This is a genomic window from Sphingopyxis sp. A083, from assembly GCF_001468495.1.
Lineage (GTDB): Bacteria > Pseudomonadota > Alphaproteobacteria > Sphingomonadales > Sphingomonadaceae > Sphingopyxis > Sphingopyxis terrae.
In genome coordinates this window covers 234,099-258,740 of record NZ_LNSK01000003.1, presented here as the reverse complement: position 1 = coordinate 258,740, position 24,642 = coordinate 234,099, and the positions used below count along the sequence as shown (strand labels likewise).

Annotated in this window: 23 protein-coding genes; 11 read left to right on the top strand and 12 right to left on the bottom strand. The window is 63.3% G+C overall.

The genetic code is table 11. The features are described from left to right. Nucleotides 1-134: 134 nt before the first annotated feature. Together uvrA and ATE59_RS08520 are read left to right on the top strand one after the other, a co-directional pair. Nucleotides 135-3,026: an excinuclease ABC subunit UvrA gene (gene uvrA, locus ATE59_RS08525; RefSeq protein ID WP_058812045.1), complete on the top strand. Its 2,892-nt coding sequence runs from the start codon at nucleotides 135-137 to the stop codon at nucleotides 3,024-3,026. Between the two features lie 177 nt (nucleotides 3,027-3,203). After that, complete coding sequence (locus tag ATE59_RS08520) at nucleotides 3,204-3,881, top strand: hypothetical protein (RefSeq protein ID WP_058812044.1); 678 nt, start codon at nucleotides 3,204-3,206, stop codon at nucleotides 3,879-3,881. A gap of 40 nt (nucleotides 3,882-3,921) precedes the next feature. Here the strand turns inward: ATE59_RS08520 and ATE59_RS08515 are convergent, their stop codons facing one another. The 3 genes from ATE59_RS08515 to ATE59_RS17540 all read right to left on the bottom strand — a co-directional run bounded on the left by ATE59_RS08515 (nucleotide 3,922) and on the right by ATE59_RS17540 (nucleotide 6,862). Further along, on the bottom strand, nucleotides 3,922-4,473 hold the full coding sequence (locus ATE59_RS08515) for a hypothetical protein (RefSeq protein WP_058812043.1): 552 nt from the start codon (nucleotides 4,471-4,473) through the stop codon (nucleotides 3,922-3,924). Nucleotides 4,474-4,628: 155 nt separating this feature from the next. Next, nucleotides 4,629-4,937: a putative quinol monooxygenase gene (locus ATE59_RS08510; RefSeq protein ID WP_058812042.1), complete on the bottom strand. Its 309-nt coding sequence runs from the start codon at nucleotides 4,935-4,937 to the stop codon at nucleotides 4,629-4,631. After that, nucleotides 4,934-6,862: an AAA family ATPase gene (locus ATE59_RS17540; protein WP_197409147.1), complete on the bottom strand. Its 1,929-nt coding sequence runs from the start codon at nucleotides 6,860-6,862 to the stop codon at nucleotides 4,934-4,936. Before ATE59_RS17540 ends, ATE59_RS08510 begins: the two co-directional genes overlap by 4 nt. A 204-nt stretch (nucleotides 6,863-7,066) precedes the next feature. Here ATE59_RS17540 and ATE59_RS08505 point away from each other — a divergent pair, with 204 nt between their 5' ends. The 6 genes from ATE59_RS08505 (at nucleotide 7,067) to phoB (ending at nucleotide 13,265) form a co-directional block, all read left to right on the top strand. Beyond that, nucleotides 7,067-8,128 (top strand): substrate-binding domain-containing protein, encoded by a 1,062-nt coding sequence (locus ATE59_RS08505; RefSeq protein ID WP_058812041.1) that lies wholly within the window; start codon nucleotides 7,067-7,069, stop codon nucleotides 8,126-8,128. Nucleotides 8,129-8,386: 258 nt separating this feature from the next. Then, nucleotides 8,387-9,763, top strand: a complete 1,377-nt coding sequence (gene pstC, locus ATE59_RS08500; protein WP_058812040.1) for a phosphate ABC transporter permease subunit PstC — start codon at nucleotides 8,387-8,389, stop codon at nucleotides 9,761-9,763. Continuing rightward, the gene (gene pstA, locus ATE59_RS08495) at nucleotides 9,756-11,012 is read left to right on the top strand and encodes a phosphate ABC transporter permease PstA (RefSeq protein ID WP_058812039.1); all 1,257 of its coding nucleotides are present in this window, start codon (nucleotides 9,756-9,758) and stop codon (nucleotides 11,010-11,012) included. Before pstC ends, pstA begins: the two co-directional genes overlap by 8 nt. Before the next feature lie 17 nt (nucleotides 11,013-11,029). Then, a complete protein-coding gene (gene pstB, locus ATE59_RS08490; protein ID WP_058812153.1) occupies nucleotides 11,030-11,812 on the top strand; it encodes a phosphate ABC transporter ATP-binding protein PstB in 783 nt (260 codons plus the stop codon). A gap of 41 nt (nucleotides 11,813-11,853) precedes the next feature. Then, complete coding sequence (gene phoU, locus ATE59_RS08485) at nucleotides 11,854-12,567, top strand: phosphate signaling complex protein PhoU (RefSeq protein WP_058812038.1); 714 nt, start codon at nucleotides 11,854-11,856, stop codon at nucleotides 12,565-12,567. Next, on the top strand, nucleotides 12,567-13,265 hold the full coding sequence (gene phoB, locus ATE59_RS08480; RefSeq protein ID WP_058812037.1) for a phosphate regulon transcriptional regulator PhoB: 699 nt from the start codon (nucleotides 12,567-12,569) through the stop codon (nucleotides 13,263-13,265). The genes phoU and phoB overlap by 1 nt, the downstream gene beginning before the upstream one ends. A 207-nt stretch (nucleotides 13,266-13,472) precedes the next feature. Here phoB and ATE59_RS08475 read toward each other — a convergent pair whose 3' ends face one another. Further along, the gene (locus ATE59_RS08475) at nucleotides 13,473-14,858 is read right to left on the bottom strand and encodes an OprO/OprP family phosphate-selective porin (protein ID WP_058812036.1); all 1,386 of its coding nucleotides are present in this window, start codon (nucleotides 14,856-14,858) and stop codon (nucleotides 13,473-13,475) included. 218 nt (nucleotides 14,859-15,076) lie between these two features. Here ATE59_RS08475 and ATE59_RS08470 point away from each other — a divergent pair, with 218 nt between their 5' ends. The 3 genes from ATE59_RS08470 (at nucleotide 15,077) to ATE59_RS08460 (ending at nucleotide 17,844) form a co-directional block, all read left to right on the top strand. After that, nucleotides 15,077-15,985: an SDR family oxidoreductase gene (locus ATE59_RS08470; RefSeq protein ID WP_058812035.1), complete on the top strand. Its 909-nt coding sequence runs from the start codon at nucleotides 15,077-15,079 to the stop codon at nucleotides 15,983-15,985. Between the two features lie 58 nt (nucleotides 15,986-16,043). Further along, the gene (locus ATE59_RS08465) at nucleotides 16,044-16,700 is read left to right on the top strand and encodes a DUF4328 domain-containing protein (protein ID WP_082657353.1); all 657 of its coding nucleotides are present in this window, start codon (nucleotides 16,044-16,046) and stop codon (nucleotides 16,698-16,700) included. A gap of 79 nt (nucleotides 16,701-16,779) precedes the next feature. After that, nucleotides 16,780-17,844, top strand: a complete 1,065-nt coding sequence (locus ATE59_RS08460; RefSeq protein WP_058812033.1) for a hypothetical protein — start codon at nucleotides 16,780-16,782, stop codon at nucleotides 17,842-17,844. On the opposite strand, the gene ATE59_RS08455 is transcribed toward ATE59_RS08460, so the two are convergent. The 8 genes from ATE59_RS08455 to eno all read right to left on the bottom strand — a co-directional run bounded on the left by ATE59_RS08455 (nucleotide 17,816) and on the right by eno (nucleotide 24,598). After that, the gene (locus tag ATE59_RS08455) at nucleotides 17,816-18,169 is read right to left on the bottom strand and encodes a DUF2794 domain-containing protein (RefSeq protein WP_058812032.1); all 354 of its coding nucleotides are present in this window, start codon (nucleotides 18,167-18,169) and stop codon (nucleotides 17,816-17,818) included. The genes ATE59_RS08460 and ATE59_RS08455 overlap by 29 nt on opposite strands. Continuing rightward, complete coding sequence (gene cysE, locus ATE59_RS08450) at nucleotides 18,169-18,888, bottom strand: serine O-acetyltransferase (RefSeq protein WP_058812031.1); 720 nt, start codon at nucleotides 18,886-18,888, stop codon at nucleotides 18,169-18,171. The genes ATE59_RS08455 and cysE overlap by 1 nt, the downstream gene beginning before the upstream one ends. Before the next feature lie 106 nt (nucleotides 18,889-18,994). Beyond that, a complete protein-coding gene (locus ATE59_RS08445; RefSeq protein ID WP_058812030.1) occupies nucleotides 18,995-19,627 on the bottom strand; it encodes a hypothetical protein in 633 nt (210 codons plus the stop codon). Nucleotides 19,628-19,772: 145 nt separating this feature from the next. Then, a complete protein-coding gene (locus tag ATE59_RS08440; RefSeq protein WP_058812029.1) occupies nucleotides 19,773-21,149 on the bottom strand; it encodes a pyruvate dehydrogenase complex E1 component subunit beta in 1,377 nt (458 codons plus the stop codon). Nucleotide 21,150: 1 nt separating this feature from the next. Continuing rightward, nucleotides 21,151-22,221, bottom strand: a complete 1,071-nt coding sequence (pdhA, locus tag ATE59_RS08435) for a pyruvate dehydrogenase (acetyl-transferring) E1 component subunit alpha (protein WP_003039108.1) — start codon at nucleotides 22,219-22,221, stop codon at nucleotides 21,151-21,153. A 129-nt stretch (nucleotides 22,222-22,350) separates the two neighbouring features. Continuing rightward, complete coding sequence (locus ATE59_RS08430) at nucleotides 22,351-22,710, bottom strand: FtsB family cell division protein (RefSeq protein WP_058812028.1); 360 nt, start codon at nucleotides 22,708-22,710, stop codon at nucleotides 22,351-22,353. A 68-nt stretch (nucleotides 22,711-22,778) separates the two neighbouring features. After that, the gene (locus tag ATE59_RS17785) at nucleotides 22,779-23,300 is read right to left on the bottom strand and encodes a DUF7716 domain-containing protein (RefSeq protein ID WP_156416740.1); all 522 of its coding nucleotides are present in this window, start codon (nucleotides 23,298-23,300) and stop codon (nucleotides 22,779-22,781) included. 23 nt (nucleotides 23,301-23,323) lie between these two features. Further along, entirely contained in the window at nucleotides 23,324-24,598 is a 1,275-nt protein-coding gene (gene eno, locus ATE59_RS08420; RefSeq protein ID WP_058812026.1) for a phosphopyruvate hydratase, read from the bottom strand. Between the last annotated feature and the right edge of the window lie 44 nt (nucleotides 24,599-24,642).

The following is a 24,642-nucleotide window of genomic DNA, read 5'->3' as shown; positions in this document are numbered from 1 at the left end:
CCGCTGGTCGAACGCACTGGTTGGTTGGTGGAATCGCCGCCCCGTTGCGCGCAAAGCAGCCGCTTCCTATCTAGGCGTTCGAGCGAGCGGCGCCCTCTTGCGCGGCCGGAACAAATCTGGAACATACCCACCCCATGAGTCTCACCCATATTTCGGTGCGCGGCGCGCGCGAGCATAATCTGAAGGGCGTCGACGTCGATCTGCCACGCGATGCGCTGATCGTCATCACCGGTCTGTCGGGCAGTGGCAAGTCGAGCCTCGCCTTCGACACCATCTATGCCGAGGGTCAGCGGCGCTATGTCGAGAGCCTGTCGGCCTATGCGCGCCAGTTCCTGGAAATGATGCAGAAGCCCGACGTCGAACATATCGACGGGCTGTCGCCGGCGATTAGCATCGAACAGAAGACGACGAGCCGCAACCCGCGCTCGACGGTGGCCACCGTCACCGAAATCTACGACTATATGCGCCTGCTCTGGGCGCGTGTCGGCATTCCTTATTCGCCCGCGACCGGCGAGCCGATTTCGGCGCAGACGGTCAGCCAGATGGTCGACCGGGTGATGGACCTGCCCGAAGGAACGCGCGCCTATCTGCTCGCGCCCGTCGTGCGCGGGCGCAAGGGCGAATATAAGAAGGAACTCGCGCAGTGGCAGAAGGACGGCTTCACCCGCGTCCGCATCGACGGCGAATTTTACGAGATCGAGGACGCACCGGCGCTCGACAAGAAATACAAGCATGACATCGAGGTCGTGGTCGATCGCATCGTCGTGCGCGAGGGGATCGCGACGCGGCTTGCGGACAGTTTCGAGACGGCGCTGAAACTTGCCGAAGGGCTTGCCTATGTCGACCTTGCCGATGGCGAGGTTCCGGGGCGCGACGGCGACGTCGGCGGCGCCATGAAAGGCGCCGGCATCCCGGCCAATCGCATCATCTTTTCCGAAAAATTTTCCTGCCCCGTTTCGGGCTTCACGATCGCCGAGATCGAACCGCGGCTGTTCAGCTTCAACGCGCCGCAGGGCGCCTGCCCGGCGTGCGACGGGCTGGGCGAGCGGCTGGAATTCGACCCCGAGCTGGTCGTGCCCAACCATGCGCTCAGCCTGAAAAAAGGCGCCGTCGTCCCATGGGCGAAATCGAACCCGCCCTCGCCCTATTATATGCAGGTGCTCGAAAGCCTGGGCAAAGCCTATGGTTTCGGGCTCGACACGCCGTGGCAGGATCTACCCGGCGAGGTGCAGCTCATCATCCTTTACGGCAGCGGCGGCAAACCGGTCGAACTGACCTTCAAGGACGGCCGGCGCACCTATACGACGCACAAAGCGTTCGAGGGCGTGATCGGCAACCTCAACCGGCGGATGTTGCAGACCGAAAGCGCATGGATGCGCGAGGAGCTGGGAAAGTACCAGACCGCGCAGCCGTGCGAGACGTGCCACGGCGCGCGCCTGCGTCCGGAGCCGTTGGCGGTGAAGATCGCAGGCGAGAATATCAGCATGTCGGCGCAGCGCTCGGTCGCCGACGCGCTGGGGTGGTTCAGCACGCTCGAGGAGAAGCTGAACGACCAGCAGCGCCAGATCGCCAAGGCGATTTTGAAGGAGATCAACGAACGGCTCGGCTTCCTCAACAATGTCGGGCTCGACTATCTCAACCTCAACCGCACCAGCGGCACATTGAGCGGCGGCGAGAGCCAGCGCATCCGCCTCGCCAGCCAGATCGGCAGCGGCCTGTCGGGCGTCCTCTACGTCCTCGACGAACCGAGCATCGGCCTGCACCAGCGCGATAACGACCGGCTGCTCGCGACCCTGAAGCGCCTCCGCGACCTCGGCAACACGGTGATCGTCGTCGAACATGACGAGGATGCGATCCGCCACGCCGATTATGTCGTCGACATGGGCCCCGGCGCGGGCGTCCATGGCGGCGAAATCGTCGCCGAAGGCACGCTGAAGCAGGTGCTGGCGAACAAGAAGAGCCTGACCGCAGCCTACCTCACCGGCGCGAAGAAGATCGAGGTGCCGACGCACCGTCGCCCCGGCAACGGGTTCGACCTGGTGCTGAAGGGCGCGCGCGCCAACAACCTCCAGAATGTCACCGCGACGATCCCGCTCGGCACCTTCACCTGCGTCACCGGCCTGTCGGGATCGGGCAAGTCGAGCCTCGTCATCGACACGCTCTACGCCAGCGCGGCGCGCACGCTCAACGGCGCGCGGCTCGTCGCCGGGCCGCACGACAGCCTGACCGGCCTTGAGCATTGCGACAAGGTGATCGACATCGACCAGTCGCCGATCGGCCGCACCCCGCGCTCGAACCCCGCGACGTACACCGGCGCCTTCACGACGATCCGCGACTGGTTCGCGGGGCTGCCCGAGGCGCAGGCGCGCGGTTACAAGCCCGGCCGCTTCAGCTTCAACGTCAAGGGCGGGCGCTGCGAAACCTGCACCGGCGACGGGCTGATCAAGATCGAGATGCACTTCCTGCCCGACGTCTATGTGACGTGCGAGACGTGCCACGGCAAACGCTACAACCGCGAAACGCTGGAAGTGAAGTTCAAGGGGATGAGCATCGCCGACGTGCTCGACATGACGGTCGAGGATGCGGCGGAGTTCTTCAAGGCGGTGCCCGCGATCCGCGACAAGATGGAAATGCTCGTCCGCGTCGGCCTCGGCTATATCAAGGTCGGGCAGCAGGCGACGACGCTGTCGGGCGGCGAGGCGCAGCGGGTGAAGCTGGCGAAGGAGCTATCGCGCCGCTCGACCGGACAGACGCTCTATATCCTCGACGAACCGACCACCGGCCTCCATTTCGAGGATGTGCGCAAGCTGCTCGAAGTGCTGCAGGCGCTGGTCGATCAGGGCAACAGCGTGGTGGTGATCGAGCATAACCTCGACGTTATCAAGACCGCCGACTGGATCGTCGACCTGGGCCCCGAAGGCGGGGTCAAGGGCGGCGAGATCGTCGCGGCCGGCACGCCCGAACAGGTGGTGAAGGAACCGCGCAGCTTCACCGGCCAATATCTGGCGCCGTTGCTGGAACGATAGGGCGCAGCACCCGTCCCCTCACCCTTTCGCGTCATCCCGGACAGGTCCGGGGTAAGGAAAGTGAGTAGCGGAGTGCCAGCTACACCGGTGCACCAGGACATTTCTGCCGTTCCGGCGGTTGGCGGCCATCCCTAAGGCTGATCGCTCCCCTGATCGGTGAAGGAGGCGGGACCGGCGATGGCGGGCGGCAAATCGATTTTCGGCAAGGTCGCGGCGGTTTTCGCGGGTCTTTCAGGCGTCGCAGCGCCGGCGCAGGCCGGTGCGCCGAACAGCGAATCCGAACACCCCGCCGCGATCACCGCGGAGCAGGAGCTGCGCAGCCTGCGGCTGGTAGTCCGCGAAGCGGGGACCGCGGCAAGGCGCAACCAGATTCTCAGCGAACGCGGCGCCACAAGTGACGACAGCGTTTTTGCGGCGCCCCTTGCCGAGGGTCTGGAAATGATCGTGGTTGCCGACCGGGGAAGCACGAACAGCATGTGGATGGTCCGCGACCTGACGCGATATCATTTGACCGCCGAAGCGGTGCAGGCGCTCGCGCGGCAACAGGTGCTCGCGGTGCTGCCGACGCTGCCGCCGAAAGAGGCGGTGGCGGGCGGCGCGGTGCGCATTCCCCAGACCGATTATCTCGCCAGCCTGATGCTAGCCGACGGCTGGGACGCGCTCGACCGCGCGCTGGGCGGCCAGTTGATCGTCGCGGTTCCGTCGGACAATGTGATCATCGTCGCCGACGGGGCGGCCGCCGACGTCCGCGCGATGCTGCCCGGCTTTGTCGAAGCGCAATATGCCGACGCCAGCCGCTCGGTATCGCCGCGACTGTACCGGCGCGAAAACGGCGCATGGGTGACCGTCAACTGACCATCGCCGCCCATCGGTGGCGGCGGGAGATCCCCTCAGCTCAATGCCACACCGCCGACAGCGGATAGAGCGCGAGGAGCCAGATCAGGCAGGCGACGACGATGCGGCGGTCCTTTGCCGCGATCGCGAGCGCGGCGACGGGGAAGAAGGACCATGCAAGGATGAAGGCACGCACGGTGCCCGCCCTGGGGAGTCCGACAAAGGCCCAGGTGACGGCGACCAGCGCGATATTGGCCAGCAACACGCCGCCGATCACCAGCCGCCGCTGTTTGTCGAAATGGGCGTTGAGGTCGTCCCACGCCTCCGGATCGTCGGGAAAGACCAGGCTCGCCGCGACGAAATAGACCGCGGTGACGACGAAGCCGCCGAACAGGACCGGCCAGTTCAGCGGCAACAGCTCGCGCAGGGTCCATCCGTACATCCAGAAGGTCACCACATCGCACGACACGAACAGGCCGAGCAGCGCGGTCGGCCAGCCGATGCGGACGCGGTGGCTGGCCTTGAGCGCGCGCGCCAGCCCGCCCAGCCCCTCGGCCAGCGCGAGGCCCAGGATCAGGCCGAAAAAGGAAAAGCTGAATTCGAACCCCGTCATATGCCCCCGGCCTGATCTCTCCCCGCCCGCTTGCGGGAGGGGCTGCGAGACTTGCGAACCCGTTCGCTAGTCGCAGCGGGGTGGGCAATCAACATCGGATGCGCGCACCCAAGCGCGGCCCGCCCCCGCCCCCTCCCGCAAGCGGGCGGGGAGATTTACCCCATCAGCTTCGCCGTAATATCCTCGGCGGCATAGATGCGGATCGCGGGCGGCTGCGGCGAGAAGGCGCGCATGTCGGCGACGAAGGCGCGCGCGGCGGGCAGCGCGAAATGGGCGCGCACCGCATCGACGCTCTCCCACTCCTCGACGAACGTCAGCCTATCGGGAGTCTCGACATCGATATGGCAATTATGCGCTAGACACCCCGGTTCGGAGCGCGACCGCGCGCTATGCTCGGCGCCGAGCGCAATCATGCGCTCGCGATGTTCGGGAGTGAGGATGACGTGGCCGGTGATGAGGATCATGGATTCGTCCGAGTTCCCTTTATTTGCTCGAACCTTGCCAAGACCGCTTCGCAAACCGAATTGAAAGCCAACCTCCTTTTGGCGTCGACAATCTGCAAGCTCGGATTGTCAGATTTCAAATCTAAAACCTCGTAGGCGAACTCAACCTTTCTAATTCCTTCACCAAATCTTCCCTTGTACCAGTTTTCCACAGACTCCATTCTCTTGACTGTCTTTACATCACTAACCTTGATGCGATCAGCTCCGATATTATGACGGACAATAAGATTGTTAACCGATTGAACTATCACGTCAGGTGAAAGGTAATCTTCCATTTCCAATATTTTACCCTGACCGCCCTTTAAAGAGAATAGATTATCCTTTGAAATTCCAATGATTTTCAGAGATTCCAATATCTCCAATCCGCCATCGTCGCCATCTGTTAAATACAAAACACCCGAGGGGTTACCAATTGTATGAGTACTCAATCGCTTTTCAGCTTCCGATAAACCTGGAACAAACTGAAACCCCAAAACCTCAACGTCTAGAACCTCTCTAAACATCGTAGGAAGAAGGAGCATATCACATGGCCCTTCAACCACCACAGCATTCCTAGTAGGAAAGAATGCCAGAGTGCTTGCTCCCATTCCAAATAGCAGAGGAGCAAAGCCGGAACCTTCGGTAGACCAAAACTTATTTATAATTTGGCTAGCGCTGGGATCTCGATCGCTGGGCCGGACCAGCCTAACGCCATTTCCTAAGTCCTCGGGCAAGCATCCGGCTGAATGCGTAGTGAAGATGACTTTCTTTGCGGCATTCTGCCGGGCCAGCATTTGCACAAGATCCGCTTGCGCGTCATAATGCAGTCTCTGCTCGGCCTCATCAATGAGAAGAATTAAGTTCTCCGAATGGCCACTTGTTACGAAAGATTGAAGAGCAACAAACTGTCTAAGGCCGTCACTCCTCTCCGCAAAAGAAGTAAACTCCAATTTCTCATTGACCACTTGCACTAAAAGATTATCAGCTTGAATCCTAATCGAGACATGAACCCCAGATTGATTCCAGCTCTCTTGAAACTCGCTTTCAAGCTTTCGATTTGCAGCATGCTCAATAGTCGTTAAAACGTCGGATTTCCCACTGCTATGAGCAGAAAGCAGCTCTCTCACGTCAACGTCAGCTATTTTCAAAAGATTATTTAGTGCTGATGGAACACCGTTCACAAGATCGGGTATCTCATATTCTGATCTAAGATCTCTATCATCTTCTTTAAAGAATAATATTACAGGCAATCTCTCTATCATGCTATCGATTGCTCGGTCTATTGGAGATTTCTCCATCTCCACTGAACGCCAATCGCTCTTGAGACTACCAAGAGATTTAATTCGCTTGGCATCACCATCGTCAACAATTTCCAGAAGGCCATCCACCAGCTTCCCAACCGCTTCGATGTCTGACTTCTCCATGTTTTCGACATCTGATTCCAAGATTCTGGATACGCTCTCGAAATCTTCAACATGATCTCCAGAGAATTCGTCAAGTTTAGAGGAAAATCTGCGATTTTGAAAAGCGTAGCTTAGCTCCTCGAGCATTTTCGCTCTCTTGGTCAAATCCCGAAGAGGAGGCTCTGGTATTATCTCAAATTCCCTCGCTCCGCTCAGGTCTTTTGTGACCTTCAGCCAAGATGGAACGGAAAGCCCAGCAATTTCCAAATCATGACCATCTAGGAAATACTTTGCCTCTATCGATACATTCTGAGACACTAGGCCACGCGAGACATCCCGCGCCGATATCGGATCATCGTGCCCTAGGCTTTCTATGGCATTCAAAAGAGACGATTTCCCTGCCTCATTTGGCCCAACTAGACCGATGAGCTTCCCATTAATTCTCAACGTTTCGTTTCCACGAAACCTTCTAAATCCGGAAAATGATATCTCTGTTAGTTCCATGTCACCCCGCCCCGGCAGCATAATACACCCAATACGGAGTTTAGCCTGAGTTTGATGGACAGCAACTATAAAGCAAAAAGTCTCATGACACTTCCATGACACCCTCTGTCACAAACGCGTCACACAAAACCCCCATTGGCGGCTCAGCGAGTCGCCGCGGGGGTGGCGGCTTGGTTCGGTAACGACCCCCGACAGGATCATTTCATGGTGAAGAAATTTGCCCGCACCACCGGCCTGCTCGCCTGCGCCGCGACCGCCGCGCTGGCGCTTTCGGCGTGTCAGGATCAGGCGTCCTCGGGCGGCGCCGCGCGCGATTATATCAGCGCCGTCGGCTCCTCGACCGTCTATCCCTTTGCCACCGCGGTCGGCGAAAAATTTGCCGAAGCGACGGGCAACAAGACGCCGAAGATCGATTCGACCGGCACCGGCGGTGGCTTCGAACGCTTTTGCCAGGGCGTCGGCGGCGACACCCCCGACATCTCGAACGCATCGCGCCGCATGAAGAAGAAGGAATTCGACACCTGCGTCAAGAATGGCGTCAAGGACATCGTCGAAATCCAGGTCGGCATCGACGGCATCGCGCTGGGCGAAGCGCAGCGCGGCCCCGGCTTCAAGCTGACCGAGGAAGATGTCTATAAGGCGCTCGCGGCGAACCCTTATGGCAAGCCGAACACCGCCAAGACGTGGAAAGACGTCAACCCGGCGCTGCCCGCGGTCGGCATTTCGGTCTTCGGCCCGCCGTCGACCAGCGGCACCTATGACGCGTTCAAGGAACTGATCATGGGCAAGGGCTGCGACGCCGACCCCGCGATGAAGGCGCTGAAGGACAGCGACAAGGACAAGCATGAGGCGGTGTGCACCGGCCTGCGCGGCGCGCCCTTCTATGTCGAACAGGGCGAGAATGATAATCTGATCATCTCGAAGCTCGACAAGAACCCTGACAGCCTGGGCATCTTCGGCTTTTCGTACCTCGATGCGAACAAGGACAAGATCAAGGCGGTTCCGGTGCAGGGCGTCAGCCCGACCTATGACACGATCGCCGGCGGCAGCTATCCCGGCGCGCGCCCGCTGTTCATCTATGTCAAAAAGGCGCATGTCGGCGTGATCCCCGGCCTGGCCGAATATGTCGCCGAATTCCTGAAGGGTGCGGCGAAGGACGGCTATCTGGCCGCCAAGGGCCTGGTGATCTCGCCCCCCGACGTGTCGGCGAAGGCCGCCGCCGCGGCGAAGGACATGACGCCCCTCGACGGTTCGGAGCTTAAGTAATCTCCCCCGCCGGCGGCCGGGACGCGGGGGGCCACATCCCCCTGCCCCCGGCCGCCGCTTTTTGGGTCGCTCCCATCCCGTTCGTGTCGAGCGAAGTCGAGACACCCGTCGGGTCAGCGCATGGTCGAGGGGCATCTCGACTTCGCTCGATGCGAACGGACCAGAATGCGGGCGGATCGGAAATTATGACGCCGAGTCATCAAAATGCCACGCGCGGCCGCTTTGGGTTGCGGCGGGCCAGACGATAACGGGGACGATGTGACTTTCAACGCCGCCGCCTTATTGCTCCTGATCGGGGGGCTTGCGCTGATCGGCTGGCTCGCCGGCCGCGCGCGCTCGGCGCTGCTCGCGGGCCGCGCGGGCACCCGGCTGCATTCGCGGCCGCAATATCATGGCTGGTATGTCGCGCTGTGGCTGTTCGCGCCCGCCGCGATCTTCCTCGCCGTCTGGTCGAGCATGTCGCCGGCGCTGATCACCAATGCGGTGCTCGCCAGTCCCGAGGCGCAGAGCCTGCCCGCCTTCGGCTTCGAACGCGGCGCGATGCTGTCCGACGCGCGCGCCGTCGCGCAGGGCAAGCAGGCGGCGGTGCGCATCGCCGAGGCGGCACCGCTCGTCAAACCCTATGCCGATGCGACGCACCGCTATGCGTGGATCGGCATCGCGGCGATGCTCGCGCTGGCGCTCGCCGGCGGACTTTATGCCTTTACGCGGATCAAGCCCGATTTCCGCGCGCGGACGCGGGTCGAGCGGATCGTGATGGCGCTGCTGCTCGTCGCCTCGCTCGTCGCGATCCTGACGACCTTCGGTATCGTGCTGTCGCTGCTGTTTGAATCGATCCGCTTCTTCCGCCTCGTCCCCGCGACCGAGCTTTTGTTCGGCACCTATTGGAACCCGCAGAGCGGCGCGCCGCAGCCCGGCACCTTCGGCGGCATCCCGCTGTTCTGGGGCACGGTGTTGATCGGCGCGATCATCGCGATGATCGTCGCGATCCCGATCGGGATGATGACCGCGGTCTACCTCACCCAATATGCGGCGCCGACGGTGCGCAAATGGGTGAAGCCCTGCCTCGAGATCCTCGCCGGCGTGCCGACGGTCGTTTACGGCTATTTCGCGGCGCTGACCGTTGCGCCGGCGCTGCGCAATTTCGCCGTGATGCTCGGCGTGCCGAATGCGAGCACCGAAAGCGCGCTCGCCGCGGGTATCGTGATGGGCGTGATGATCATCCCCTTCGTCTCGTCGATGGCCGATGACAGCATCAACGCGGTTCCGCAGGCGATGCGCGACGGCAGCCTCGCGCTGGGCGCAACGCCGAACGAAACGATCCGCCAGGTGCTGATCCCCGCTGCGCTTCCCGGCGTGATGGGCGGCATCTTGCTCGCGGTCAGCCGCGCGATCGGCGAAACGATGATCGTGGTGATGGCCGCGGGCCTCTCCGCCAACCTTACCGCCAACCCCTTCGCCAGCGTCACCACGGTGACGGCGCAGATCGTCAAGCTGCTCACCGGCGACCAGGAATTCGACAGCGCCAAGACGCTCGCCGCCTTCGCGCTCGGCCTCGTGCTGTTCATCGTCACGCTGCTGCTCAACATCGTCGCCCTGCGCATCGTCAAAAAGTATCGCGAAGCTTATGAATAGAGACACCGCCCCGACCGACTGGAAAGGCGCGGCGATGCAAAAGCGCATCGCGGGCCGCTACGCCGCCGAACGCCGGTTCAAGGCGATGGGGCTGGGCGCGGTGCTGCTGTCGGGCTTTTTCCTCGCCTTCCTGCTGTTCGTGATGGTCGGCAATGGCGCGCGCGGCTTTACCTACACCCATGTCGCGGTGCCGATCGACTTCAAGGCGATGCCGCTGACGGTCGACAAGGCGCGGCTGTCCGACGCCGACGCCGATCAGGTGATCGCCAACGCCGGGCTCGCCGACATCGTCGCCTTTGCCGCCGACGAGGCGCTGGGCAAGGACGGGTCGCAGCTGATCAGCGAAAATGCGTGGAAGGAAGTCCGCACCCGGATCAAGGCCGATCCCGAGCTGCTCGACGGCAAGTCGCTGTTCGAACTCCCCGCATCGAGCGCGGTCGACATCGCGGCCAAGGAAGGCGCGAAGGGCGCGCTGGGCGAACGGGTCGATGCGCTCGAAAAGGAAGGCAAGCTGTCGACGGGCTTTCACACGCCCTTCTTCAAAAATGCCGACGCGACCGATCCTGCCGTCGCGGGCATTTGGGGCGCGCTCAAGGGATCGTTGATGACGATCTTCATCGCCTTTCTGATCGCCTTTCCAACGGGCGTGCTCGCGGCGCTCTATCTGGAAGAATATGCGCCGAAGAACCGCTGGACCGACCTGATCGAAGTGTCGATCAACAATCTGGCCGCGGTGCCCTCGATCATCTTCGGCCTGCTCGCGCTCGCGGTGTTCATCAACTGGTTCGGCCTCTGCCAGGCGAGCCCGCTCGTCGGCGGGCTGACGCTGGCGCTGATGACAATGCCGGTGATCGTCATCGCCAGCCGCAACGCGATCAAGTCGGTGCCGCCGTCAATCCGCGACGCCGCATTGGGGGTCGGGGCCAGTCCCGTGCAGGTGGTGTTCCACCATGTCCTGCCGCTCGCCCTGCCCGGCATCCTGACCGGCACGATCATCGGCATGGCGCGCGCGCTGGGCGAGACGGCGCCGCTGCTGCTCGTCGGGATGCGCGCCTTCATCGGCGACGTGCCGGGCGGCCTCTGCTCGCCGTCGACGGTGCTGCCGATGCAGATTTTCCTCTGGTCGGACGAGGTCGATCGCGGCTTCGTCGAAAAGACCTCGGCGGCGATCATCGTGCTGCTGTTCGTGCTGCTGTCGATGAACGCGCTTGCCATCTATCTCCGTAACAAGTTCGAAAAACGCTGGTGAAAATGAGCTCCCTGACCATGACCAACGACGACCTGATCATCGCCGATCCCAAGATGCGCGCCGAGGGCGTCAACGTCTTCTATGGCGACAAGCAGGCGATCAAGGACGTGTCGATCGACGTCGGCACCGACCTCGTCACCGCCTTCATCGGCCCCTCGGGCTGCGGTAAGTCGACCTTTCTGCGGTCGCTCAACCGCATGAACGACACCGTCGCCAGCGCGCGTGTTACGGGCCGCATCGAACTCGACGGCGAAGATATCTATGCGCCGTCGATGGACGTGGTCCAATTGCGCGCGCGCGTCGGCATGGTGTTCCAGAAGCCGAACCCCTTTCCCAAGTCGATCTATGACAATGTCGCCTATGGTTCGCGCATCCACGGGCTTGCCGCGAACAAGGCCGACCTCGACGTCATCGTCGAGCGCGCGCTGACCCGCGCCGGCCTGTGGGACGAGGTCAAGGACCGGCTGGGTGAAAGCGGCACCGCGCTGTCGGGCGGCCAGCAACAGCGCCTGTGCATCGCGCGGGCGATCGCGGTCGACCCCGAAGTCATCCTGATGGACGAGCCCTGTTCAGCGCTCGACCCGATCGCGACCGCCAAGATCGAGGAGCTGATCCACGAACTGCGCGGCAAATATGCTATCGTGATCGTCACGCACAATATGCAGCAGGCGGCCCGCGTGTCGCAGCGCACCGCCTTTTTCCACCTCGGGACGCTGGTCGAATACGGGAAGACGACCGACATCTTCACCAACCCGAAGCAGGAACGCACCAAGGATTATATCACCGGCCGCTACGGTTAAGGCGCGGGCGAAGAAGGACAGGAACGAGAACGATGGCAGTTGTGAACGATCATACGGTCAAGGCGTTCGACGAGGACATCAATCGCCTCCGCGGCCTGATCAGCGAAATGGGCGGGCGCGCCGAACAGGCGCTCCTCCAGGCAATGACCGCGCTCAGCAAGGGCGACCTCGCCCTCGCGGCGCAGGTGGTGGAGGGCGACAAGAAGATCGACGCGCTCGAAGCCGAAGTCGAACAGCTCACGGTGCAGACGATCGCGCTCCGCGCCCCGATGGCCGACGATCTGCGCGAGATGATCGCGGCGCTCAAGATCGTCTCCGTCGTCGAACGGATCGGCGACTATGCGAAGAATATCGCCAAGCGCGTTGCGCTGATGGACCAGACGCGATCGATCGAATCGATCCCGGTGCTGATGTCGATGTCGGCCATCGTCGCCGAGCTGATCCACGACGCGCTCGACAGCTTCGCGGCGCGCGACGCCGACCTCGCAGTGCGGGTCACGGTGCGCGACAAGAATGTCGACGATTTCTACAACAGCATCTTCCGCACGCTCGTCACCTTCATGATGGAAAATCCGAAATATATTACCGAGAGCGCGCATCTGCTGTTCGTCGCCAAGAATCTGGAACGCATGGGCGACCATGCGACCAACATCGCCGAGATGGTCTATTATGTCGTCACCGGTGAGCGGATGGAGGAGCGCGAACGCGGCGAAACGCCCGAAGACAGCGCATCGGCGGAGAAGGAGCAAGGCTGATGCCGCAGCCCGACCTGCTGCTGATCGAGGATGACGAGGCGATCGCCGAACTCATCGTCTGGCATTTCGCCCGCGAAGGTTTTTCGGTCCGCCAGACCCCCGATGGCGAGCAGGCGCTCGTCCTCGTCGAGGAACGCGTGCCCGACATCGTCCTGCTCGACTGGATGATCGAAAGCCTGCCGGGGATCGAGGTGTGCCGCCGCCTGCGCCGCAACCCGAAATCGGCGAATGTGCCGATCATCATGCTGACCGCGCGCGGCGAGGAAGAGGACCGCATCCGCGGCCTCGAAACCGGTGCCGATGATTATGTCACTAAACCGTTCAGCCCGCGCGAACTGGTGGCGCGCGTTTCCGCGGTGCTGCGCCGCCTGCGCCCGGCGCTGGCCGGCGAGATCCTGGCCTATGCCGACATCGAACTCGATTCGGTGGCGCACAAGGTCGTCCGCAGCGGTCAGGTGGTCAGCATGGGGCCGACCGAATTTCGCCTGCTGCGCCACTTCATGGAGCATCCCGGCCGCGTCTTTTCGCGCGGACAGTTGCTCGACAGCGTATGGGGCCAGGACAGCGACATCGAACTGCGCACCGTCGACGTCCATATCCGGCGGCTGCGCAAGGCGATCAACCTGCCCGGCACCGCCGACATCATCCGGACCGTGCGCTCCGCAGGCTACGCACTCGACGCGGGGAAAAGCGTCTGATCGGGCAGAAGATTCGCTTGCGGGGCGGCTCTGTGATTGACGGCTAACGGCCGGTTGCGGCTGTCGGCCGATCTTTCTTTCATCGTCATCCCGGCGAAGGCCGGGATCTCTACCTAACGGAATAGCGCACCGGAGAGATCCCGGCCTTCGCCGGGATGACGAAAATAGCGGGTGGCAGCTTCCCACCCCAAAGCAGACTCCCCCCGATCAGAAATCGATCTGCGTCCGCAGGCCGAAGGCGTCGGCCGAATAGTTGCGGTCGCCGCTCGTGCTGCCGATCGCGGCGTCGTCGTACATCAGATGGCCGTAATTGGCGGTCAGGCGCAGATAGGGGATCGGCGCCCACACGACCGCGACGCCCAGCGTGCGCTGGCGCCCGCCGGCGATGCCCGCATCGCTGAGGTCGAGATGATCGTACCGGGCGTTGATCTCGATCGCGCCGGGGCCGCCCGCGGTGATCGGGCGCGACGGTGCGAGCCGGTCGAAACTGCCGTCCTTATACCCGCGGCGATCGCCGCGCGTCAGCACATAGCCGACTTCGGCATAGCCGCCAAAGAAGGTCGGGTCGGCAAGGCCCGGACGGCGCGCGGTCTGCCAAAAGCCTTCGCTGGCGACGTGGAAGGGGCCGGCGATCAGCGCGCCCTCAAGCCCCAATCCGCGCTCGCTCGTCGCGGTGAAAGTGCCGGTGTCGACAAGGCGGCTGTTGGTCGTGTGGACAAAGGGTCGCGCGGCGTAGCGCACCGCGCTCGGCCCGTCATTCGCCTTGCGCCAGTGCGCCGATGCCCCGAGGTGAAGCTGGGTATCGCCGAAGCGGGGCATCCACACCACCCGGCCGTCGACGCTCACGCTATTATCCGAATCGCTCAGCAGGTCGTTGGCATTGTCGCCGAACACCCCGCCCTGCACGAGCAGCGCCTTGCCCTTATACTGGCCCGACAGGCCGACGCGCCGCTCGAAACCGAAGGCCTGGGTAAAGGCGGCGCGTTCGGCGAAGCTGGTGAAGAGATCGCTCGTCATTTCCTCGAGCGACCAGAAAGGCTTGATCTGCCCGGCGGTGATCGAGAGCGGGCCGGTGCCATAGGTCAGATAGACGTCGGTCAGTTCGACCGAGCTGTTCGCGACATCGGCCTCGACGCGGTAGCTGATGCCGCCCGGGATCTTGCCGTCGACGCCCAGATAGACGCGGCGGAATTCAGTCGCCAGGCCGCCATGCGTGTCGGTGACGCCCGGCGGCGCGTCGATGCTGGCGAGATCGAGCTGGATGCGACCGCGCGGCTTGAAACTCCAGCCGTCGGCGGTCTTGATCTCGGGCGCGCCCTTCCACGCGATGTCGGTGCCGGGTTTCGCGGGGGCTGCCGCGGCCGTTGCCGGGGCAGGCGCGGGCGTTGCTGCGGTCACCGTGCCCGATGGAACGGCGCCCGGCGCAGTCGCGGCATCGAGGCGGTCTTCGAGCGTCTGGACCTTGGCCTTGAGGGCAGCCAGCTCTGCACGCAGCGCGGCGGCTTCCTCCGCACTCATCGCCTGCGCATGCGCGGTCGTGGGGATGCAGAACATCGTCGTCGCCAACAGGGCGGCGGTCAGGGTCGGACGCATGCAGAAGGCTCCATTGCGAAAAGGTGACGATCCGGTGGCGCTGTTATGACGGTCAGATGACAGTCGCACGTCATTTACGTTACATTTCGATGACAGTCGGCATTTTGTTGCACCCGCCAAAATTGCCCCTCCCCCCTTGTCTGCCCGCCGCGAGCGGTTAAGGACGTGCCAGTTTTCTTGGGCAACCTTTCGCAGGATGCCCCTCATGGGAGATCAGCATGACGATCAAATTTGACGGCCGCGTTGCCATTGTCACCGGCGCCGGCGGCGGCCTGGGCCGCGCCTATGCGCTCGAACTCGCCCGGCGCGGCGCGAAAGTCCTCGTCAACGACCTCGGCGGCGCCCGCGACGGCACCGGCCATTCGGACGCCGCGCTGCAGGTCGTCGAGGAAATCCGCGCCGCGGGCGGAACCGCCATGTCGAACGGCGGCAGCGTCACCGAATATGAGCATATGGTCGAAATGGTGGCCAAGGCGAAAGAGGAATGGGGCGGCGTCCACATCCTGATCAACAACGCCGGCATCCTGCGCGACAAGAGCTTCGCCAAGATGACGATGGAGGATTTCAACCTCGTCGTGCAAGTCCATCTGCTCGGCAGCGCAAACGTCACCAAGGCATGCTGGGATCTGATGCGCGACCAGGCCTATGGCCGCATCCTGATGACCGCCTCATCGACCGGCCTCTACGGCAATTTCGGCCAGGCCAATTACGGCGCGGCGAAGCTCGGCCTTGCCGGTCTTACCAAGACGCTGCACCTCGAAGGCGCGAAATATAACATCCGCTGCAACACGATCGCGCCGGTCGCGGGCACGCGCATGACCGAAGACATTTTCCCGCCCGAACTGTTCGAAAAATTCACCCCCGAAAATGTCGCGCCGGCCGCGCTGTTCCTGGTGAGCGAAGATGCGCCGTCGAACATGATCGTCGGCGCGGGCGCAGGCGCCTATCACGCCGCCTATATCACGGCGACCCCGGGCGTCGCCCTGCCCGAAGACCAGCGCACGCCCGAAGGCGTCGCCGCGGCGTGGGACAAGATCATCGATCGCACCGGCGAAATCGTGCCCCAGTCGGGCAGCGAACAGTCGATGGTGGTGATGAAGGCCTTGCAGGCGCTGGCCGGCGCCTGATACCCCTGCCTATACCGGCAGGCGCCAAAGACGGCGCCTGCCGGTTGAGGGGGACAATATGGCAGACATGGAATTGGCGGCGGGGATCGACCTGCTGGAGCAACGCGACAAGCTCGTCCGGGCGCTGCTTTGGCTGGGGCTGGCGGTATCCGGCGGCATGCTCGTCGGCCAGGTTGCCGAGTTGCAGGGGATCGTCTCGCTCGACGACAACCTGACCTTGGCCTCGGCATCGGGCGCATACGGCCTGCTCTCGGTCCTCGACATCCTGCTCGTGCTTGTCACCTTCGTCTGTTTCGGCATGTGGATATATCGCGCCGCCGCCAATGTGACGGCGGCAGACGTGCGTGGGTTCGACTATACGCCGGGCTGGGCGGTCGGCTGGTTCTTCATCCCCTTCGCCAACCTCGTGAAGCCGTTTCAGGCGATGCGGCAGATTTGGAACGCCAGCCATGGCGAATCCGCCCCGAACCTCGACAATGGTGACAACCTGCTGACAATCTGGTGGACGACCTGGCTGCTCTCCAGCATTGCCACCAATATTGGTACGCGAATGATCGCGGCCGCACAAACGCCGGAAACCTTGCGCAGCGGCCTGCAGATCAGCATCGTCGGAACGGCCATCTCGCTCCCGCTCTATTGGGCTGCGATCCAGCTTGTCGCACGCATCACGCGCGCACAGCGCGAACGCCTGACGGCAGCGCATATCTTCGCCTGACTTATCGTATTGCATCACTAATACGCTTTTGCTATACCCTGCGTGGGGCAAGGGGATCGGTCTAAGAAGGACGACCCCGATGTATAGCGAAAGCGACCTGCAAGCTGCGGTCGATGCAAAAGTTCTGACGCCGGAGGCGGCCACCGCCTTTCGGACGCATATTGCATCGCTGCGCGACGCCCCCGGAGCGGATGAGGAATCCTTCCGGCTCATTACCGGTTTCAACGATATTTTCGTCAGCATTGCCGCGGTGATTCTGCTGGTCGCGGTGGCGTGGATCGGCGAATCGATCCATCCGGCGCTCGCGGGGGTCTTCGTCGCCGGGTCGGCGTGGCTGCTCGCCGAATATTTCACCCGCCGCCGCCGCATGGCGCTGCCCAGCATCCTGCTCGTCCTCGCCTTTTCAGGCGGCGTCGCCGCGACGATGATCGGCTTCCTCGTCAAGCATGGCGAGGCGATCTTCGGCAATCATGTGAACGAAACCACGGGCGCGCTGATCGCCAGCGTCATCGCCTTCGTCACCGCGGGCGCGACATGGCTGCACTGGAGGCGGTTCATGGTACCCGTGACGATTGCCGCCGGCACCGCCGCGCTTGCCGCCACCGCGGTCGGGCTGATCCTCTCGGCCGTCGGAATGCCCGATCCGTCGCAGACGCTGTTGATGGCACTGATCCTCGTCGCCGGTGTCGGCGTCTTTACGCTCGCCATGTGGTGGGACCGCAGCGATCGGACGCGCACGACGCGGCGCAGCGACGTTGCCTTCTGGCTTCACCTGCTCGCCGCGCCGATGATCGCGCACCCGGTGTTCCATCTGCTCGGCGTCACGAGCGGCGACAATATCACCAGCGGCGCCGCGGTGATGGTCGTGGGCATTTATATCGTCTTCGGGCTGATCGCGCTCGCGATCGATCGCCGCGCGCTGCTCGTCTCGGCACTCGCCTATGTGCTGTTCGCGATGACCGAATTGTTCCGCACCTTCGGCGCAGTCGAACTCAACGTCGCGCTCACGGCCTTCGTCATCGGTTCGGCGCTGCTCATGCTGTCGGCCTTCTGGCAGAATGCGCGGGCGATGGTCGTCGGCATGCTGCCGGCGGACGTGGCGAACCAGTTGCCCGCTACGATCCGTCCCCAACCAGCTTCATAAGCTTGCGCTCGACGGGGGCGAGCACGTTAGAAAGCTCGTCCCCGCGCTTGAGCACTGCCCCGCCTTCGGAGACAAGGGCCCACATGCCCTGACGGCTCCGCAAGGCGGGGCGTTTTTCTATGCGATATTCGGGGCGTTCGGCGGTGCGCCGAAAAGCCGAGAAGATCGCGACGTCGCGGTGGAAATCCATCGCATAGTCGCGCCACTTCCCCGCTGCGACCATGCGGCCATAGAGATCGAGGATGCGCATCAGCTCGTCGCGGTCGAAGCCGGTCTGTTGCGGCCATGCCCGCCCCGCATATGGAAGGGGCGTCACCGTCCCCATCAGGCGCTTTTCCGGCCTCCCTTGCGGCGCGGCGCATCATCGCCCTCACCCGATGCGGCGCGCTCATCGAGCAGCGTCTTGAGCTGCTTCTGCAACACTTCGAGCTGACATTGCAGGATTTCGAGCTTCTGCGTCGCCGGGTCGAAGGCTTCATTGCACGGGGTGCCATAGGGCACGAAGTCGCGCGCATATTCGGTCGCGTCGAGCAAGGTCGACCGCGCCGGGATGCCCACCATCACCGCGCCTTCGGGCACATCCTTCGTCACCACCGCATTGGCGCCGACGCGCGCGCGCGAATTGACGATCACCGGGCCCAGAATTTGCGCGCCCGACCCGACGATCACATCGTCGCACAGCGTCGGGTGGCGTTTGCCGCCGATGCCGTTCGCGGGGTCGGTGCCGCCCAGCGTCACGCCCTGATAGATGGATACATTGTCCCCGATCTCGGCGGTTTCGCCGATGACGACGCCAAAGCCATGATCGATGAACAGGTGGCGGCCGATCGTGGCGCCGGGATGGATGTCGATGCCGGTCAGCCAGCGCGACAGATGATTGACGAAGCGCGCGAGGAAGAACAGGTCCGCCTCGAACAACCAGTGGGCAATGCGGTGCATGCCGACGGCGAGCAGCCCCGGATAGAGCAGAATTTCCCAGCGCGAACGCGGCGCGGGATCGCGCGCCTTGATCGAGTCCAGATAGGCGACGAGCCCGTTAAACATCGCAATTTCCCCTGCGACCCTATCTCGTTTGCGCCAAGATAGAGGCTCGGGGGCGGCATTTCCACCCCCGCCACAACACTTTCCCGTCAAAGGCCGGTAAGGCCCGTCAAAGGCCGGTCAGGCCGATCCGGAAAAGCAGCAAGCCTTCGCTGCGCCAGCGTCGTTCGCCGCCGCGCGCCGCGATGGCCGCCGACCAGCGATCGAGCATCAGCAAAGCCTTGCTGCCGAGCAATCCGCGCGGCGGTGCCGCCCGGTTACAGGCATCGCGAAAAAGCTGCGCCGCGGCGTCCGCCGTTTCCTGCTGCCCGGCCAGCCAGACCAGCCCCCAACGCGCCCCGCCCGCGCCGCCCGACAGCGCGAACAGCGCCTCGCCGAACGCTGCGCCGGCCGCAATCCGTGCGGCGGCGTCTTCGGCAAGCAGCACCGCTTCGGCGGCATCGACCAGCGCATCGAGCCCGTCCTGCCCCGCCCAGCTCTGCTGCAATTCGGCGAGCAGCGGCTCACCCTTCGGCAGCGCGGCGGGATCGGACGCGAGCAACCCCGCCATGTCGCGCCACCAGGCGAGCTTGATCTGGCCGATCATCGGCTCGCGCGCGTCTGCCAGCAATTTGGTGAGCCGCTCGGCGAGCGCCCACAGCACCGCCAGTGCCTCGCGCCGCGCGCGCGGCACCGCGACCATCACGCGCGGGTCGCGGATGTCGGGGTAGCCGTAGAGAATCGGCGAGGTTTCGGTCGTCATGCGATCGCGCGATAGAACAGACGGCGCCAAATAAGAACCGCTCGCCCTGAGTTTGTCGAAGGGCTGCTCTTCACTTCGACGTTGCGAACGAAGAACGATGCTTCGACAGGCTCAGCACGAGCGGAGTTCGGGCAGGTTCGGGATGTCAGCCGCGATTGCAAACCGTCTTCGCCGCCGCGATCACGCGCGGGACATCGACCAGCGCCGCCTTTTCAAGATTGGCAGCATAGGGCAGCGGGACATCCTCGTCGGTTACGCGCAGCACCGGCGCATCCAGGTCGTCGAAGCCCTGTTCCATCGCCACCATCGCAAGTTCGCTGGCGATTGAGCAGGTCGGCCAACCTTCCTCGACGACGATCATGCGGTTCGTCTTCTTGAGGCTGGCGAGCACGGTTTCGGTGTCGAGCGGACGCAGCGTGCGCAGGTCGATCACCTCGGCCTCGATCCCCTCACCGGCCAGCGCGTCGGCGGCCTCGAGCGCAAGCCCGACGCCGATCGAATAGCTGACGATGGTGACGTCGCTGCCCTCACGCATGATGCGCGCCTTGCCGATCGGCAGGACATAATCCTCGACGTCGGGAAGCTCGAAGCTGCGGCCGTAGAGCAGTTCGTTTTCAAGGAACACCACCGGGTCTTCGCTGCGGATCGCCGCCTTGAGCAGCCCCTTGGCGTCGGCGGCGTCATAGGGCGAGATCACGATCAGGCCGGGGACGCTGGCGTACCAGGGCGCATAATTCTGGCTGTGCTGCGCCCCGACACGGCTCGCCGCGCCATTGGGGCCGCGGAAGACGATCGGACAGCGCATCTGGCCGCCCGACATATAGTTGGTCTTGGCCGCCGAGTTGATGATGTGGTCAATCGCCTGCATCGCGAAGTTGAAGGTCATGAATTCGATGACCGGCTTCAGCCCGCCCATCGCCGCGCCGGCGCCAAGGCCCGCAAAGCCATATTCGGTGATCGGCGTATCGATCACGCGGCGCGGGCCGAATTCGTCGAGCAGGCCCTGCGTCACCTTGTAGGCGCCCTGATATTCGGCGACTTCCTCGCCCATCACGAAGATGCGGTCGTCGGCGCGCATTTCCTCCGCCATCGCATCGCGCAGCGCCTCGCGAACGGTCAGCTTGACCATCGCGGTGCCCGCGGGGATCGACGGATCGGCGGCGCGCACGGCCGGCGCCGGCTTTTCGGCCGCCGGAGCGGGCGTGGCGGCCGGAGCCGGAGCCTCGGCGGGCGCCGGAGCGGCAGCAGGCGCGGGCGCCGGAGCCGGAGTGGCCTCTTCGCCCTCGCCCGAAATCGTCGCGATCACGGTGCCGACCTTCACATTGTCGGTCCCTTCGGGAACCAGAATCTGCGCGATCGTGCCTTCGTCGATCGCTTCGAATTCCATCGTCGCCTTGTCGGTCTCGATCTCGGCGAGAATATCGCCCGATTTGACCGCGTCGCCTTCCTTGACGAGCCACTTGGCGAGCGTGCCTTCTTCCATCGTCGGCGACAGCGCCGGCATCTTCAATTCGATGGCCATCTCAATATTGCTCCACCAGCACGTCGGTATAAAGTTCGGACGGATCGGGTTCGGGCGCGCTTTCGGCGAAGTCAGCCGATTCCGCGACAACCGCGCGGATTTCCTTGTCGATGTCCTTGATGCGATCTTCGCCGATGCCGGCGTCGATCATCGCCTTTTTCAGATGCTCGATCGCGTCGCTCTTGTCGCGCACCGCCTGCACTTCCTCGCGGCTGCGATATTTGGCGGGGTCCGACATCGAATGGCCGCGATAGCGATAGGTCTTGAGTTCGAGCAGGATCGGTCCCTTGCCCGCGCGCACCCATTCGAGCGCCGCCTCGGCCGCGCCGCGCACCGCGAGCACGTCCATGCCATCGACCTGCATACCGGGAATGCGGAAGCTCTCGCCGCGGCGATAGAGCTGATCCTCGGCCGACGAACGGTTGACGCTGGTGCCCATGGCATATTGGTTATTCTCGATCACGAAGATGATCGGCAGCTTCCACAGCTCGGCCATGTTGAAGCTTTCGTACACCTGGCCCTGGTTAGCGGCGCCATCGCCGAAATAGGCCATCGCAACGCCGCCGTCCCCGCGATATTTGTGCGCGAAGGCAAGCCCGGTGCCCAGCGCGACCTGCGCGCCGACGATGCCGTGTCCGCCGTAGAATTTATGCTCGACGCTGAACATGTGCATCGAGCCGCCCTTGCCCTTCGAGATGCCGGCTGCGCGCCCGGTCAGTTCGGCCATGATGACCTTCGGATCGATGCCATAGGCGAGCATATGGCCATGATCGCGATAGCCGGTGATCACGCTGTCCTTGTCGCCGTCGAGCGCCGACTGCAGACCGACCGCCACCGCTTCCTGCCCGATATAAAGGTGGCAGAAGCCGCCGATCAGGCCGAGGCCGTAAAGCTGGCCCGCCTTTTCCTCGAAGCGGCGGATGAGCAGCATCTCGCGATAGAATTTCTCGAGCTCTTCGGGCGTCGCCGCATAGGGGACGGGCTCGCGCGGGGTTTCGCGATTGCTCGCGGCAGCTGGGGTGGATGCAGTCTTTTTTGGCGCGGCAGTCTTGCGCGCGGGTGCTTTTGCCAAGGCGATATCCTTTGCGTTTGGCCGTTACGGCAAGGCCCCTATAGGAGAGCGACGCCCCGCTTGGCAACGCCCCGCGGGCATGGCGCGACTGCGTGGCTACCTATGCATTTATCGGTGGGAAAGCGCCGGTCAGCGCTGGCCGTCGGCCTTGGGCGCGGGAGCCGCGGGCTTTTCCGCGGGGTCCATCGGAATGGCGATCTCGTCGGGGTGCATCACGCCCAGCTTTTCGCGAACATATTCGTCGGCCAGATCGGGATCGACGCGCTGTCGCCCGAGCAGGTTCACCCGGTTCTGCAGCTCGTTCTGCTTCTTGGTGAGCTCGGACAGAATGACGCGCTTCTTTTCGACCGACTGGCCGTAATCGCCCCACGCATAAAGGCCGGTGGGCCCGAAAATGATATAGCCGATCATCGCCAGCACCGCGATCAGCGCCACCGTCGGCCCGACCGCCCGGCTTATCGATTTACGGAATTTGTGGCGCTGCGTCATTTCGGTTCTTGAATCAGAGTTGATTCGCGGCGTCAAGGCGGCAAACCGTAGTTTTCCAATATCATTTGCTATTCGAAAATGCAGGGTCGCAGACGAACCATCTCAAAATGATGCTTCCGACAGAAAGCACTCATATTAACAGCGCCACGTTCGCATCCTTCACGACGACAACGAGATGCCGCCCTTTCCTCACCCAAAGAGTCGTAAAACTCCCTATCCAGCTCTCGAAGAACAATATCTGCAGGGAGCGGATCAGGTGCGCCAAGGGACGGAAGATACGCGTCAAACTTCCAATAATATACGAACGCCTGAACGCAGACTTCATCGTCGGGAGAAGCGGACAACCTAGCAGCTGCATCGCAAACATCTTCAATTGTTTGCGTGTCCAGCCCCTCCCTCGGAAACCCGAGCTGACGCCCAATAACCCCCAGTTCCTCTTCATCCTGATACGCCTCATCGGCAATCAGGACGCAATCGGACGCGACCGTAATTTCGCCGTCAGGAAGATACACCCAACCTTGCGGAAGGCCCCTGCTCACTGCCGCCCTCAACATGTCGGGTAGCGACTTGCGAATAATTCCTTCCGACATACATGGTCACCCCACCCAAGCCATCACCCGAAAATCGCCGCCCCCGGATAGCGCGCCATGTCGCCCAGCTCTTCCTCGATGCGGATGAGCTGGTTGTACTTCGCAAGCCGGTCCGAACGCGCAAGGCTGCCGGTCTTGATCTGGCCGCAGTTGGTCGCGACCGCGAGGTCGGCAATCGTCGAATCCTCGGTCTCGCCCGAACGGTGTGACATCACCGCGGTGTAGCGCGCCCGGTGCGCCATATCGACCGCGTCGAGCGTTTCCGACAGCGTGCCGATCTGGTTGACCTTGACCAGCAGCGAGTTGGCGAGGCCGGTCTTGATGCCCTCCTCCAGCCGCACCGGGTTGGTGACGAACAGATCGTCGCCGACGAGCTGGCACTTGTCGCCGATCAGGTCGGTCAGCGCCTTCCAGCCGGTGAAGTCGTCTTCGCTCATCCCGTCCTCGATCGACTTGATCGGGTAATCCTTGACCAGCGCGGCGAGATAATCGGCCATCTGCTCGGGGCTGAGCGACAGGCCTTCGCCGCTGATCTCATATTTGCCGTTCTTGAAGAACTCGGTCGCGGCGCAGTCGAGCGCCAGCACCACGTCGCTGCCAAGCTTGAAGCCCGCCTGATCGATCGACGCGGCGATGAAATCAAGCGCAGCCCGCGTCGAGGCGAGGTTCGGGGCGAAGCCGCCTTCGTCGCCGACTGCGGTGGCGAGGCCCTTTGCCGACAGGCCTTTTTTCAGCGTGTGAAAAATCTCGCTGCCCCAGCGCACGGCTTCGGCGATGCTGCCGGCGCCGACGGGCATGATCATGAATTCCTGGACGTCGATCGGGTTGTCGGCATGTTCGCCGCCGTTGATGATGTTCATCATCGGCACCGGGAGCGTGCGGGCGGAGACGCCGCCGACATAGCGGTAGAGCGGCAGGCCGCGCGCGTCGGCCGCGGCCTTCGCCGCCGCCAGGCTGACGCCGAGGATCGCATTGGCGCCGAGGCGGCCCTTGTTGGGCGTGCCATCAAGGTCGATCATTGCCATGTCGAGCTCGCGCTGATCCTCGGCATCGAGGCCGATCAGCGTCTCGGCAATCTCGCCGTTTACGGCGGCAACCGCCTTCGTCACGCCCTTCCCCAGATAGCGGCCCTTGTCGCCATCGCGCAGTTCGACCGCCTCGTGCGCGCCGGTCGAGGCGCCCGAAGGAACTGCGGCGCGGCCGAAGCTGCCGTCTTCGAGCAGCACGTCGACTTCGACGGTCGGATTGCCGCGGCTGTCGAGAATTTCGCGGCCGTGAATGTCGATGATGGCGGTCATGGGTCGGGTCCTGCTGCGGGGCCGAAGGGCGGCCGGTTGGAAAG

What these genes read in the sequence shown, in the direction of transcription:
- ATE59_RS08440 (WP_058812029.1), bottom strand. Translation starts at nt 21,149, where the DNA reads ATGGCCATCGAATTGAAGATGCCGGCGCTGTCGCCGACGATGGAAGAA.
- ATE59_RS08510 (WP_058812042.1), bottom strand. Translation starts at nt 4,937, where the DNA reads ATGATCCTCATCACCGGCCACGTCATCCTCACTCCCGAACATCGCGAG.
- ATE59_RS08475 (WP_058812036.1), bottom strand. Translation starts at nt 14,858, where the DNA reads ATGCGTCCGACCCTGACCGCCGCCCTGTTGGCGACGACGATGTTCTGC.
- ATE59_RS08430 (WP_058812028.1), bottom strand. Translation starts at nt 22,710, where the DNA reads ATGACGCAGCGCCACAAATTCCGTAAATCGATAAGCCGGGCGGTCGGG.
- eno (WP_058812026.1), bottom strand. Translation starts at nt 24,598, where the DNA reads ATGACCGCCATCATCGACATTCACGGCCGCGAAATTCTCGACAGCCGC.
- cysE (WP_058812031.1), bottom strand. Translation starts at nt 18,888, where the DNA reads ATGTTTAACGGGCTCGTCGCCTATCTGGACTCGATCAAGGCGCGCGAT.
- uvrA (WP_058812045.1), top strand. Translation starts at nt 135, where the DNA reads ATGAGTCTCACCCATATTTCGGTGCGCGGCGCGCGCGAGCATAATCTG.
- ATE59_RS08460 (WP_058812033.1), top strand. Translation starts at nt 16,780, where the DNA reads ATGTATAGCGAAAGCGACCTGCAAGCTGCGGTCGATGCAAAAGTTCTG.
- pstA (WP_058812039.1), top strand. Translation starts at nt 9,756, where the DNA reads ATGAATAGAGACACCGCCCCGACCGACTGGAAAGGCGCGGCGATGCAA.
- ATE59_RS08520 (WP_058812044.1), top strand. Translation starts at nt 3,204, where the DNA reads ATGGCGGGCGGCAAATCGATTTTCGGCAAGGTCGCGGCGGTTTTCGCG.
- ATE59_RS08515 (WP_058812043.1), bottom strand. Translation starts at nt 4,473, where the DNA reads ATGACGGGGTTCGAATTCAGCTTTTCCTTTTTCGGCCTGATCCTGGGC.
- ATE59_RS08445 (WP_058812030.1), bottom strand. Translation starts at nt 19,627, where the DNA reads ATGACGACCGAAACCTCGCCGATTCTCTACGGCTACCCCGACATCCGC.
- phoB (WP_058812037.1), top strand. Translation starts at nt 12,567, where the DNA reads ATGCCGCAGCCCGACCTGCTGCTGATCGAGGATGACGAGGCGATCGCC.
- pstB (WP_058812153.1), top strand. Translation starts at nt 11,030, where the DNA reads ATGACCAACGACGACCTGATCATCGCCGATCCCAAGATGCGCGCCGAG.
- ATE59_RS17785 (WP_156416740.1), bottom strand. Translation starts at nt 23,300, where the DNA reads ATGTCGGAAGGAATTATTCGCAAGTCGCTACCCGACATGTTGAGGGCG.
- ATE59_RS08505 (WP_058812041.1), top strand. Translation starts at nt 7,067, where the DNA reads ATGGTGAAGAAATTTGCCCGCACCACCGGCCTGCTCGCCTGCGCCGCG.
- ATE59_RS08455 (WP_058812032.1), bottom strand. Translation starts at nt 18,169, where the DNA reads ATGGGGACGGTGACGCCCCTTCCATATGCGGGGCGGGCATGGCCGCAA.
- ATE59_RS08465 (WP_082657353.1), top strand. Translation starts at nt 16,044, where the DNA reads ATGGCAGACATGGAATTGGCGGCGGGGATCGACCTGCTGGAGCAACGC.
- ATE59_RS17540 (WP_197409147.1), bottom strand. Translation starts at nt 6,862, where the DNA reads ATGGAACTAACAGAGATATCATTTTCCGGATTTAGAAGGTTTCGTGGA.
- ATE59_RS08470 (WP_058812035.1), top strand. Translation starts at nt 15,077, where the DNA reads ATGACGATCAAATTTGACGGCCGCGTTGCCATTGTCACCGGCGCCGGC.